Source organism: Candidatus Pelagibacter sp. IMCC9063, from assembly GCF_000195085.1.
Classification (GTDB): Bacteria; Pseudomonadota; Alphaproteobacteria; order Pelagibacterales; family Pelagibacteraceae; genus IMCC9063.
On record NC_015380.1, the window covers coordinates 1,129,855 to 1,141,744 of the forward strand.

At 33.2% G+C, this 11,890-nt stretch carries 12 protein-coding genes and 1 pseudogene; 4 read left to right on the forward strand and 9 right to left on the reverse strand.

Going from position 1 to position 11,890, the window contains the following annotated elements:
• Positions 1-10 precede the first annotated feature (10 nt).
• Genes prpB through SAR11G3_RS06060 form a run of 3 tightly spaced genes read left to right on the forward strand, consistent with a single transcriptional unit; the run spans position 11 to position 2,315 of the window.
• The gene (prpB, locus tag SAR11G3_RS06050; RefSeq protein WP_013695916.1) at positions 11-916 is read left to right on the forward strand and encodes a methylisocitrate lyase; all 906 of its coding nucleotides are present in this window, start codon (positions 11-13) and stop codon (positions 914-916) included.
• Positions 917-2,026: a bifunctional 2-methylcitrate synthase/citrate synthase gene (locus SAR11G3_RS06055; RefSeq protein ID WP_013695917.1), complete on the forward strand. Its 1,110-nt coding sequence runs from the start codon at positions 917-919 to the stop codon at positions 2,024-2,026.
• Entirely contained in the window at positions 1,995-2,315 is a 321-nt protein-coding gene (locus tag SAR11G3_RS06060; RefSeq protein WP_013695918.1) for a hypothetical protein, read from the forward strand. Before SAR11G3_RS06055 ends, SAR11G3_RS06060 begins: the two co-directional genes overlap by 32 nt.
• Here SAR11G3_RS06060 and yczE read toward each other — a convergent pair.
• The 6 genes from yczE to SAR11G3_RS06090 form a co-directional block, all read right to left on the reverse strand.
• Entirely contained in the window at positions 2,305-2,958 is a 654-nt protein-coding gene (gene yczE / locus SAR11G3_RS06065) for a membrane protein YczE (RefSeq protein ID WP_041862399.1), read from the reverse strand. The genes SAR11G3_RS06060 and yczE overlap by 11 nt on opposite strands.
• A gap of 1 nt (position 2,959) precedes the next feature.
• Positions 2,960-3,868: a DMT family transporter gene (locus tag SAR11G3_RS06070; RefSeq protein ID WP_013695921.1), complete on the reverse strand. Its 909-nt coding sequence runs from the start codon at positions 3,866-3,868 to the stop codon at positions 2,960-2,962.
• Positions 3,869-3,945: 77 nt separating this feature from the next.
• A complete protein-coding gene (locus tag SAR11G3_RS06075; protein ID WP_158304712.1) occupies positions 3,946-4,677 on the reverse strand; it encodes a dienelactone hydrolase family protein in 732 nt (243 codons plus the stop codon).
• 41 nt (positions 4,678-4,718) lie between these two features.
• Complete coding sequence (locus tag SAR11G3_RS06080) at positions 4,719-5,360, reverse strand: class I SAM-dependent methyltransferase (RefSeq protein WP_013695923.1); 642 nt, start codon at positions 5,358-5,360, stop codon at positions 4,719-4,721.
• A 6-nt stretch (positions 5,361-5,366) separates the two neighbouring features.
• Positions 5,367-6,404: a ribonucleotide-diphosphate reductase subunit beta gene (locus SAR11G3_RS06085; RefSeq protein ID WP_013695924.1), complete on the reverse strand. Its 1,038-nt coding sequence runs from the start codon at positions 6,402-6,404 to the stop codon at positions 5,367-5,369.
• Positions 6,395-8,341, reverse strand: coding sequence for a ribonucleoside-diphosphate reductase subunit alpha (locus SAR11G3_RS06090; protein WP_013695925.1), 1,947 nt, complete (start codon positions 8,339-8,341; stop codon positions 6,395-6,397). The genes SAR11G3_RS06085 and SAR11G3_RS06090 overlap by 10 nt, the downstream gene beginning before the upstream one ends.
• A 171-nt stretch (positions 8,342-8,512) precedes the next feature.
• On the opposite strand from SAR11G3_RS06090, the pseudogene SAR11G3_RS07940 reads away from it, so the two are divergent.
• Positions 8,513-9,963 (forward strand): annotated as a pseudogene (locus SAR11G3_RS07940) (phosphomannomutase/phosphoglucomutase).
• Here SAR11G3_RS07940 and SAR11G3_RS06100 read toward each other — a convergent pair.
• The 3 genes from SAR11G3_RS06100 to SAR11G3_RS06110 are packed head-to-tail and all read right to left on the reverse strand — an operon-like array spanning position 9,960 to position 11,667.
• A complete protein-coding gene (locus tag SAR11G3_RS06100) occupies positions 9,960-10,445 on the reverse strand; it encodes a hypothetical protein (RefSeq protein ID WP_013695928.1) in 486 nt (161 codons plus the stop codon). The pseudogene SAR11G3_RS07940 and the gene SAR11G3_RS06100 sit on opposite strands and share 4 nt — an antisense overlap.
• Positions 10,435-11,271, reverse strand: coding sequence for a 23S rRNA (adenine(2030)-N(6))-methyltransferase RlmJ (locus tag SAR11G3_RS06105; RefSeq protein WP_013695929.1), 837 nt, complete (start codon positions 11,269-11,271; stop codon positions 10,435-10,437). The genes SAR11G3_RS06100 and SAR11G3_RS06105 overlap by 11 nt, the downstream gene beginning before the upstream one ends.
• The gene (locus SAR11G3_RS06110; RefSeq protein WP_041862402.1) at positions 11,272-11,667 is read right to left on the reverse strand and encodes an HIT family protein; all 396 of its coding nucleotides are present in this window, start codon (positions 11,665-11,667) and stop codon (positions 11,272-11,274) included. It lies immediately after the preceding gene.
• Positions 11,668-11,890 lie beyond the last annotated feature (223 nt).

An 11,890-nucleotide genomic window follows, 5' to 3' on the forward strand; every position in this document is an offset into this window, starting at 1 on the left:
AGTACGTCTTATGCATTTTATTAAAAAAGAACCTAAGCAAAAAAGAGAAGATCTAGTTACAAAACTAAAGACTGGAAACTTACTAAGATTTCCTGGTGCTTATAATGCTTTGGTTGGAAAACTAATTGAAGAAATTGGCTATGATGGAGTTTATGTCTCTGGAGGAGTAATGGCTAACGATCTTGGCATGCCAGATATTGGGCTTACTACTTTGCATGATGTTTCAAATAAATCTCATCAAATTGCAAGAGCAACTAACCTTCCAACTATTATAGATATTGATACAGGCTTTGGTGAAGCAATGAATGTTTCAAGAACAATTGAGACTATAGAAGGACTTGGAATATCTGGTTGTCACATTGAGGATCAAATGAATCCTAAACGATGTGGTCATCTTGATAACAAAGATCTAGTTTCGACAGAAGAAATGGTAAAAAAAATTAAAGCTGCAGTTAAAGCTAAAAAAGATAGTAACTTTCAGGTTATTGCAAGAACAGATGCTAATGCTGTTGAAGGATTAGAAAAAACTATTGCAAGAGCTCAAGCATATGTAGATGCTGGTGCTGACATTGTTTTTCCTGAAGCTTTAAAAGATGAAAAAGAATTTGAAGAATTTAGAAAAAAAATAAAGGTTTATTTACTTTCAAATATGACTGAGTTTGGAAAGTCTAAACTGCTGACTAAAGAGCAACTGGAAAATTTAGGGTATAATATTGTTATTTATCCAGTAACTACACAACGATTAGCACTCAAAAATGTTGAAGACGGGTTAAAACAAATCTTTAAAGAAGGTCATCAAAATAATGTTATTGATAAAATGCAAACTAGAAAAAGACTATATGAACTAGTTGATTATGAAAAATATGGAGAATTTGATCAATCAGTTTTTAATTTTGGCACTAAGGGTCATGAATAAATGAGCGATGAAATTAAAAAAGGCTTGGTAGGAGTTGTTTCTGATGAAACTAAAGTTTCCGAGGTTATGCCTGAAATCAACTCTCTTACGTATAGAGGTTATGCTGTCCAAGAATTGTGTGCAAAATGTAATTTTGAACAAGTAGCATATCTACTTCTTCATGGTGAATTACCAAATCCAGATGAATTAAAAGCTTTTGAGGAGTACGAAAGAACTAATAGGAATATTAGTGATACTCTAAAAAATACTATAAAAAATTACCCTAACAATGCCCATCCTATGGATACAACTAGGACTACAGTGAGTCACATGGGGTTAGAAGATCCTGATACCGAAGACAATTCTCCAGAATCTAATATGAGGAAATCTATGAGATTATTAGCTCAAATTTCAACTGCGGTAGCAGCAAATTTTAGAATTAGAAAGGGTCAAGAAATAATTAACCCAGATCTTAGTTTGAGTTTTAGCGAAAACTTCTTTCATATGTCGTTTGGAAAAGTTCCAAGCCCAGAGGTGGTAAAAGCTTTTGATGTTTCAATGATTCTTTATGCAGAACACAGCTTTAACGCATCTACATTTACATCGCGCGTTATCACTAGTAGTCTTTCCGATATGCATGGAGCGGTAGTGGGTGGAATTGCCAGTCTGAAAGGTCCATTACACGGTGGTGCCAATGAGGCGGTGGCCCATATGTTAAATGAAGTTGGCTCTGCAGATAAAGCTGAAGAGTTCATTTTAAATAAAATCAAAAATAAAGAATTAATTATGGGGTTTGGTCATAGGGTCTATAGAGATGGCGACTCTAGAGTTCCTACTATGACTGAATACTATTACAAAACAGCTGAGTTTTATCAAAACAAAGAGTTGCCAAAAATTTCAAAGATTTTAGAGAATACGATGTTAAGAGAAAAAAAAATCAAACCCAATTTAGATTTTCCAGCAGGACCTGCTTATCAATTAATGGGATTTGATATAGATTTTTTCACTCCAATTTTTGTTGTTTCAAGAATAACTGGATGGTGTGCCCATATCATGGAACAACTATCTAGCAACAAGCTGATAAGACCCCTTTCTAAATATGCTGGAAGTCCACACAGAAAAATTAACTGACAACATTTTGGATTTAGATCAATTTTTATGGAAAAAAAGAATTCTTCTTATAGGGGAGAATACCTTTAATACCGTTCAAGCAAAGTTTATTTTAGAAAAATCAAGAATAGAAATTAAAAAGAGCAAAATAGAAGTTATTTGTTTTAATTTTCTCAATAAACCAAAGGAAATTCCAGCTGCAAATATTGTTTTGATTGGATTAGATGGATTGATCAAACTCAAATCTCAAGAACTTGATTTAAAAAAAATCTTTTCACTAATTTCAAGCATGCCTATGGCTAATTTTTAGCGTAAAATCTTGAAACTAAAAACAATCCCAAAGCAACAGCAGGTCCAATTCCAAAGGCAAACAAAAGAGTGCCTTCACCTAAAGTTCCCCCTAAATACCAACCAACCGTAGCTACTGTTATTTCAATAAAAGCTCTTACTACAGCAATAGGTAGGTTGGTTTTTCTTTGGAGGCCGGTCATTAACCCATCTCTTGGACCTGGCCCTAAGTTAGCAATTAAATATAAACCACTTCCAAATCCGACAAGTAACACTCCACAAACTAACATTAAAAATTTAGATATATATAATTCTGGTGTGGGGATGAAAGCTATAGAAAGATCAATCATTGCTGCAATAATGATAGCATTTAAAAAAGTCCCCATGCCTGGTTTTTGTCCTAAAAATATCCAAAGAGATAATACGGAAATACTTATTAGAAAGGTTATAAATCCTATGGAAAAATTAGCGTGCAAAGCAATACCCTGGGCTAATACTTGCCAGGGTGAATTTCCTATATAAGAAATCATAATCAATCCCTCCCCCAAACCAAAAAGAGAAAGTCCAATACACAAAAATAGAAATGTAGAAATCTTAGGTTTGTAATTTAATGGATTATTAGAACTCCATGAAACCTTAGGAATACTCCGAATAGATAAGAACATTTTAATTATAAAATTTAGGTTTGCTTTTATTATTTCTCAACGGTACTATTTGTGCAAAAATAACCGCTATCAAAATTACTATTATTCCAAGAATTTTTATTTCATTTAAAAACTGATCTAATAATATCCAACCAAAAATTGCTGCAATGGCTCCTTCTAGAGAAAGTATGATTGCAACTGGTGCTGGGTTTAAATTTTGTTGTGCATAAATTTGAAGTAAAAAAGCTATACCGCTAGATATTACTCCTACATAAAACAACTCCTTCCATTCTAATAAGATATTGGAAAAAACTATCTCTTCAAAAATATATGCCGGTACCAGAGCAACTACTGCACCAACCAAACATTGGAATGCTGCAATAGTAATGGGATAGTTAAATATCCTTAAAAACTTTGAAATAAAAACAATATGAAATGCCCAAAAAAAAGCATTAATTACGGATAGCGTGTCTCCTGCTCTAATAGTAACATCATCAAGTTCGGTTAACAAAAAACCACCCAATAAACACATTAGGACAGAAGGCCATATCGACCAGTGTATATTTTTGGAAAAAAGAAAATAAGCCACAAAGGGAACTAGCACTACATATAAAATAGTAAAGACGGCAGTGTTGGCAACATCGGTGCGTAACAATGCAAATTGCTGGAGACACATTCCAGCAGAAAGTAAAAAACCCAAAAGAACTATATAAGAAACAATAATTTTAGAATTAGTTTTTGTTTTTTTAATATCACTAAACTCATAAATAAAAAAAAATGGCAAAAGACATAAAAAAGCAATCACCATTCTTGCTCCGGTAAAAGTAAAGGGACCAATATGATCCATGCCCATATCCTGAGCTACAAAAGCACTTCCCCATATAAAAGAACAAGAGATAGCACAGATAAAAGAAAATAGTTTTTTACTCATTGGAAAATAATCTTAAAAAAAATAACAAATTTGATTAGAGGGTTATTTCAGAATTTTATAATTGAAACAATTAAAAATTATTTTTTATATTTATTAAAAAAAGTAATGGTTCTGGCCATGGCATCTTCGTAAATTTCCCTATTATACCCGACGCCTTTTTTGTATTTTTTATTATGCCATGCATGGCCGCCTTTTTTGTAATAATGAACTTCTACTTTCGAACTTTTTTTGGCAACTTTGGTTATATAAGATTTTACCCATTTATATTTTTGTACTTGGTCTTTCTTCGGATGTAGTATCAACAAAGGGTTTGTGTCTTTTTTTATATATTTTACAGGATATCCTCTTAAATCAGCTGTTGCACTTGGACCAAATTGCCATACACCATAATGACTTGAAGATGCACTTACTTGCTTGGTGCCAGCCATGAAAGTTGCCCAAAAACCTCCATTAGAAAATCCTACTGCAAATATATTTTTCGAATCTACTTTTGGATCTTTTTTCATAATCTCGACTATTTCTGTGAGATTTTTTTCAATAGGTTTTCTAAATTTTGTAAAAGTTAACTTTCTTTTTTTAGGTGTTATTCCATGACGTTCAAAAAAATTTGGTGCATAAATAGCATAACCTTCCTTTAAAAAAAAAGATGACCAGTTTTTTATTTCACCAACCCTAAATCCTCCACTAGTGTGTAATATTAAAACAGTTGGAAATGGACCTTTTCCATCAGGATATTTTTTTTCGTGATAAATAGGCTCGGCAAAAACTGAAGTACATATAAAAACTAATAGAAAAAATAGTTTATGCATAAAAAACATATTAACAGATCTACTGAGTTTACAAGTATTGTTTAAATGGATATTTGAGCAAAACGATTTGCTAAAGTGTCAATTTTAAGAGAGTTTTGGTTAGCAAAGTCATCGATTGCTTTTTTTACTTCTGGAATGCAAAAATTCTCAGAATAGTCATCACATAGAATTGTAGAATTTTTTTTAAGTCCCTGAAACAATAACGTTAAGTCGCTAATAACAGTTCCATAGCTATGACCACCATCTAAAAAAACATAATCAATTTCAGCCAAAGGAACTTTTGTTAAATTTTCTCTAGAATCTCCTTTTAACAATGTAACTTGGTGAGTAAAACTTTCTAATAATTTACTAACACTTTCCAATGAATTTAAATTTTCTTTTTTAATAAAGTTGTAGTAAATATTTTTTAACGGATTGGAAAATTTTTGACTTTCTAAAAAATTAGGTTCGATTTCATCATCATGGCTTTTTTTTTCAGAGCCAAACAAATCAATTCCAAAATATTTAAAATTTCCACTATTTTTTCTATTTAAAAACTCACAAACATTTCTAGCGGTCACTCCGCAAAAAACTCCTACTTCTAGAAAATTCTGGACTTCAAATTGACCGATGTGGTTTAAAACAAAATCTCCAAATGGTTTTTTAAGTCCAGTTTTTCTCCAATAATTCTTATATGTGATCAAAAAAAATTACTTGGTAAAGTCGAATGCCTCAACCCAAGAACCTTTAGTAGAAGCTTTAGAGTATTCTGTAGCTCTACCTTCAAAGAAGTTCATGTGTTCTACTCCATTCAACATATCATCTAACCAAGTTAGTGGATTTTCCTTCACTTCATAAAGATCATTCAATCTAAGCTGTGCTAATCTTCGGTTTGCAATCCATCTGATATATTTTTTAACTTCTTCAGCTTTAAGACCTTCAATGTCTCCCATTTCAAAAGCTAAATCAATGAAAGCATCTTCGTGCTCGATGATCGTGGAGCATGCTTCATAGATTTCTTTTTTCAAGCTGTCATCCAACAATCCAGGATTTTCATCACAGAATGTATTGAAAATTTTGATCATGGAATTACAATGAAGTGTTTCATCTCTAACTGACCAAGTAACAATTTGGCCCATTCCCTTCATTTTGTTAAATCTTGGGAAGTTAAGTAGGATTGCAAAACTAGCAAACAACTGAAGTCCTTCAGTAAATGCACTGAATACAGCAACTGTTTTAGCGATTTCTCTTTTATCACCCATGTTAAAGTTTTGCATGTAATCATACTTATCTTTCATTTCTTTGTACTTTAAGAATGCAGAATATTCTGTCTCTGGCATTCCGATCGTATCAAGTAAGTGAGAGTACGCAGCAACGTGAACTGTTTCCATAGAAGCAAATGCCGTCATCATCATTAGAACTTCTGTTGGTTTAAATACAGTTGTGTAGTGTCTTAAGTAACAGTTATTTACTTCCACATCGGCTTGGGTAAAAAATCTGAAAATTTGAGTAAGAAGATTTTTTTCATGTGGTAATAATTTTTTTTGCCAATCCCTAACATCTTCTGCTAAAGGAACTTCTTCTGGCAACCAGTGAATTCTTTGTTGAGTTAACCATGCATCGTAACACCAAGGATATCTAAATGGTTTGTAAACAATCTTTTCTTTTAACAATCCTTCTTCTTCGCAATAATTTGCTCCGATGATTGTTTTTGCTTGAACTTCTGGTACTTTTGGGGCTACTGACATGATAAACACTCCTCATAATTTGCTGCTTCGCCATTAGAGGCTTCTGCTGGTTGATTTTTAGCGGCATTTGCCACGGTTTGGTTGATTACTTCTGCACGTTGAATAGATTTAGATCTACAATAATACATGCTTTTCAAACCCTTTTTCCAAGCTTGAAAATGGATTTGGTGAAGATCTTTCTTATGAACATCTGCTGGCAAAAACACATTTAATGATTGTGCTTGAGATACATAAGGAGTTCTGTCTGCTGAGTGATCGATCAACCAACGTTGATCAATTTCAAAAGCAGTTTTAAACACATCTTTTTCTAAATCAGATAAGAAATTTAGATGTGAAATAGAACCTTGGTTAGTTGTAATAGAAGACCACACTTCATCTGTATCTTTCTCATACTTTGCAAGAATTTGTTTTAAATACTTGTTTCGTACGTTGAATGATCCAGAAAGAGTTTTGTGGGTATAACTGTTTGCAGCTACTGGCTCAATTCCAGGTGATGCTCCACCACAGATAATAGAAATGGAAGCGGTTGGTGCTATGGCCGTTTTATTAGAAAAACGCTCCATAATTCCATAGTCCGCCGCGTCAGGACAGGGGCCTCTTTCTTCTGCAAGTTTTACAGAAGCGGCATTCACTTCCTTATCAATTTGTTTGAACATTTTATTATTCCAAACTTTTGCCATCACCGATTCAATCGGAATAGAATTTTTTTGTAAGAAGGAATGAAAACCCATCACACCAAGACCCACACTTCGTTCTCTCATTGCTGCATACGTTGCATCAGAGAACGATTCTGGAGCTCTTGTAATAAAATCAGTCAACACATTGTCTAAAAATTTCATGATATCTTCGAGCATGATTTTTTCATCTTTCCACTCGTCATAAGTTTCTAGATTCAAAGAAGATAAACAACAAACCGCTGTTCTATCTCTACCCGATTTATCAATTCCTGTAGGAAGAGTAATTTCACTACATAAGTTTGAAGTTTTTACAGTAAGACCTGCAAGCTTATGATGTTGTGGGATCATTCTATTCACCGTGTCGATAAACACAATGTAAGGCTCTCCCGTTTCTACTCTTGCAGTAAGAAGTCTAATCCATAAATTTCTTGCAGACATAGAAGACTGAACTGTTCCGTCGTGGGGGCTTTTTAAAGGCCACTGCTCATCAAGCTCCACTGCTCTCATGAAAGCATCAGTCACTAAAACTCCATGATGTAAATTTAAAGCTCTACGGTTTGGATCTCCACCGGTTGGTCTTCTCATTTCAATAAATTCTTCGATCTCAGGATGATCAATAGGTAAATAACAAGCAGCAGATCCTCTTCTTAATGAACCTTGACTAATTGCAAGAGTTAAAGAGTCCATCACTTTAATGAAAGGCATAATCCCAGAAGTTTTTCCTACTCTTCCAACTTGTTCGCCAATCGAACGTAGGTTTCCCCAGTAACTTCCAATTCCACCACCTTTAGCAGCAAGCCATACATTCTCGCTCCAAAGATCTACGATTCCATTTAATGAATCAGATGCTTCGTTTAAGAAACAAGAAATAGGAAGACCTCTTTCTGTTCCAGCATTAGAAAGAACAGGAGTAGATGGCATAAACCATAAGTTACTCATGTAATTATAAATTCTTTGTCCATGAAGATTATCGTCCGCATAGGTACTTGCCACTCTTGCAAATAAATCTTGGTACGATTCTCCTTCGTTTAAATATCTATCTACTAAGGTAGCTTTACCGAAATCTGTTAATTTCGAATCTCTACTTCTATCGATTCGAATGGTGATTCCTTTTTCATTTTGAAAAAGTTCTGTATCATTGGATAACGAGAATAAATCAGGTCTTTTTAGATCTTGAAGGTTCTCATTTGACTTCTTAATGATGTTTGAAGTATCGTTTTCAACAGCATTTTGTATTGCCAGAGCTAAATTTTCTTGCATAATCTCCCAATTATTACGTTTATTAATTAAAACAACTACATGTTGTGGTTATAAAACATTGATATACCATTAATTATAGCTGATCAAGAGAACATATAATGAACAAAGTAAAAAATCTACAAGAAAATTACCCTACTTAAATAAATTACTATAAACATTGAAAATTATCTTATGAACAATTTCAACCTTATTGTGAATCAAAATGGCTTTCGAGAATACGATGCTAGATGGCTTTATCCAGATGACATCAATTTGGAGGGAATCAAACACCTGGGTATGGGTCTTGGAACTCAAATTGTAAGTCGAACCAAAAAAAATCCAAGAGTGGTCGTTGGACATGACTACCGATCGTACAGTGAGGACATTAAAAAATCTCTTATTGAAGGATTGATTCAAGCAGGATGCGCTGTGGAAGATGTGGGTCTCTCACTCTCCCCAATGGTTTATTTTGCACAGTTTGAATTAGATGCAGACGCAGTTGCGATGGTTACTGCAAGTCATAATGAAAATGGTTGGACTGGTGTTAAAATGGGAATTGAAAAAGCATTAACTCACGCGCCAGAAGAGATGGCAGAATTAAAAGATATTGTTCTAAATCAAAAATTTAAATTAGATCAAGGAAGCTACAAAGAAATAAAAGGGTTTAAAGAAATTTATACCAACGATTTAGTTTCTAAAAATAAAATTAAAAAAAAATTAAAGCAGTAGTTGCCTGTGGAAATGGGACTGCAGGAATATTTGCACCGGATATTTTAAGAGGTATTGGTTGTGAAGTAGTAGAGCTGGATTGTAACTTAGATTTTACTTTTCCAAAATACAATCCTAACCCAGAAGATTTAGAAATGCTGCATGCGATAGCAAAAGCGGTGAAAGAAAATAATGCAGACGTAGGATTTGGTTTTGATGGGGATGGAGACCGTGTAGGTGTTATTGATAATTTAGGTGAAGAAATATTCTCAGATAAAATTGGACTTCTGATTGCAAGAAACCTCGCTCCCAAACATAAAGGATCAAAATTTATAGTCGATGTTAAGTCAACAGGACTATTTGCCCATGATAAAGTGTTACAAGAACATAATTGTGAAACTGTTTATTGGAAAACTGGGCACTCTCATATTAAAAGAAAAGTGAATAAAGAAAAAGCATTAGCGGGATTTGAAAAAAGTGGTCACTTCTTTTTTAATCAGCCGTTAGGTTTTGGTTATGATGATGGAATTAATTCTGCTATTCAAGTTTGTCACTTACTGGATCATCAAGATAAAAAGATGAATGATCTTATAAATGAATTGCCAAAAACCTATCAAACTCCAACCATGGCACCTTTTTGCAAAGATGAAGAAAAATATAAAGTAGTTGAAGACTTGGTAAAACAAGTAGAAGATTTAAAAAAAACTACTAAGATAGATGGTCAAGCTATCACGGATGTATTAACAGTTAATGGTGTTAGATTTTCACTAGAAGATGGTTCTTGGGGGCTTATTAGAGCATCATCAAACAAGCCTTCTTTAGTGGTGGTAACGGAGAGCCCAACTTCGGATGAGAGAAAGAAAAAGATTTTTGATTTTATCGATGATCTATTACAAAAGACCGGCAAAATTGGTGAATACGACCAAAAAATTTAATACCCTTTCGTCCAGTATCCATAAACACAACGAGTTCCATTTCTAGAGCAGTCATAAGTGTCATGAAGCACTCCATCTTTCACAACAGTAATATGCTTTGAGCAAGAAACAATCAAAGTTCCCATGGGTAACTCTTCTTTTTTTAAATGAACTTTACAACCCTGGCCTATAAACATGGTGGGGGTCCAGTTCCAACCCAATTTTTGTAAATATTTTTTTAATACTACTCTATGTGTTCCCGATCTAGGGCTATCATTCTTTTGTTTTAAGCTTTTGGCAAGTTTAGTTCTGGAAGTATTTCGAAACTCTTCATTTTCTTTATACAAATCCTCATACACTTCGGAGTAAGCAATGCCGGTTGCAATCGCAATGGATCTAACCACACAATCCCCTGCTTTTCCTTTGTATCCTGCCGCAGCTCTACCGCCATCATTCACTTGAAGTTCTAAATTGCTGCTAGAAAACAATCGTTTAAAAAACATTATAATTTATTTTGGCTGCTTGAATGGGATCTTTAAGAATTTCTAACAAAATATCAAGTCCATTTGAAACATCTCTTTTCATGTTGATTGGAGCATTAATAATAAAAAAACCTGTGCCCTGCATACGTAAGAAAGAATTATTCAATTCAATATGAATATGAGTGGTGTTGTTAATCTTTGCATTCAAAAGTTGATTAACAAAACGATCTGTCTTCTCCGATTCTAACACTGGATACCAAACCATATAACAGACATTCGGAAACTGTTTAGAATTATGTCTAATTAATTTGGCTACTTTTTCATATTCATTTTTAACTTCATAAGAAGGATCAATTAGAACTAATCTAGTTCCTTGATAAGAAGTAATCATTTGATCTAGAGAAGCGTAGGCATCTTTCTTTTCAATGGTTACTCTTTTATCTTGACTAAAATTGTTCTTTAAAATCTCAAATTCATTATTGTGTAGTTCTGATAGATAAATTTTATCTTCACTATCCAAGGCCAAAAGGGACAAAAAACACGATCCTGGATAAATGGATAGCTTATTTCCATGCTTATTTGGGTTCGTTTGACTCACGAGGTCTAAATAATCCTGAATAAAAGGGTCGTTAATTTTAGAAGACAGCACTTTATAAATTCCATTTAAATATTCTTTATTTTTTTCCATAAACGGATCTTTTAATGAATATTTTCCTGCTGCTGCAAAAGGATCAATAAAAGAAAAGGGCTTATTCTGTTTTAGTTGTTTTAAAAGATAGGTCAGAAGAAAATGCTTAAACACATCTGCAAAGTTTCCAGCATGAAAGCCGTGCCTATAACTAAGCATTTAGATAATTTTTTTTAACTTATCTAGCATGCTAGCTAGGGCTAGTTTGGTATAAGGTTTCCCTTTAATAACCCAAATCGACAAAGGCCAGGTAGGATCTTTTTTATGTCTTGGCACAATGTGAATGTGCAATTGAGGTACGATGTTACCAACTTTTTCTACATTTAGATTGGCACATTTGAAATTCTTTTTCATAATCTTGCTACAATATTGAATTTCATCCATTAATTGAATTTGATCTTTTCTATTTAAATCTAAAATCTGCCCTACACCTTTTCTTTTGGGTATCAGCATAATCCAGGGAAACTTTCTATTATCTTGAAGTCTTACTTGGCACAATTTTAGATCAGTAATGTAATGAGTGGTCTTCTCAAATTTTTTATGTATTTTAAACATTAGTATAAATTTATTATATAATTTTAAATTAACTTAAAGAAAATAAATATATTGCAACATTACAATACACCAGGCCTTAGTATTATCATTCCTGTTTACAATGAGAACAAGAACATTCTTACTCTTGCTAAAAAATTAAATAATATAAAAAAAAAATAAAAACTGAAATTATTTTCATTGATGACAATTCTAACGATGGATCTATTCATTCATTAAAATTTGT

What these genes read in the sequence shown, in the direction of transcription:
- prpB (WP_013695916.1), top strand. Translation starts at nt 11, where the DNA reads ATGCATTTTATTAAAAAAGAACCTAAGCAAAAAAGAGAAGATCTAGTT.
- SAR11G3_RS06055 (WP_013695917.1), top strand. Translation starts at nt 917, where the DNA reads ATGAGCGATGAAATTAAAAAAGGCTTGGTAGGAGTTGTTTCTGATGAA.
- SAR11G3_RS06060 (WP_013695918.1), top strand. Translation starts at nt 1,995, where the DNA reads ATGCTGGAAGTCCACACAGAAAAATTAACTGACAACATTTTGGATTTA.
- yczE (WP_041862399.1), bottom strand. Translation starts at nt 2,958, where the DNA reads ATGTTCTTATCTATTCGGAGTATTCCTAAGGTTTCATGGAGTTCTAAT.
- SAR11G3_RS06070 (WP_013695921.1), bottom strand. Translation starts at nt 3,868, where the DNA reads ATGAGTAAAAAACTATTTTCTTTTATCTGTGCTATCTCTTGTTCTTTT.
- SAR11G3_RS06075 (WP_158304712.1), bottom strand. Translation starts at nt 4,677, where the DNA reads ATGCATAAACTATTTTTTCTATTAGTTTTTATATGTACTTCAGTTTTT.
- SAR11G3_RS06085 (WP_013695924.1), bottom strand. Translation starts at nt 6,404, where the DNA reads ATGTCAGTAGCCCCAAAAGTACCAGAAGTTCAAGCAAAAACAATCATC.
- SAR11G3_RS06090 (WP_013695925.1), bottom strand. Translation starts at nt 8,341, where the DNA reads ATGCAAGAAAATTTAGCTCTGGCAATACAAAATGCTGTTGAAAACGAT.
- SAR11G3_RS06100 (WP_013695928.1), bottom strand. Translation starts at nt 10,445, where the DNA reads ATGTTTTTTAAACGATTGTTTTCTAGCAGCAATTTAGAACTTCAAGTG.
- SAR11G3_RS06105 (WP_013695929.1), bottom strand. Translation starts at nt 11,271, where the DNA reads ATGCTTAGTTATAGGCACGGCTTTCATGCTGGAAACTTTGCAGATGTG.
- SAR11G3_RS06110 (WP_041862402.1), bottom strand. Translation starts at nt 11,667, where the DNA reads ATGTTTAAAATACATAAAAAATTTGAGAAGACCACTCATTACATTACT.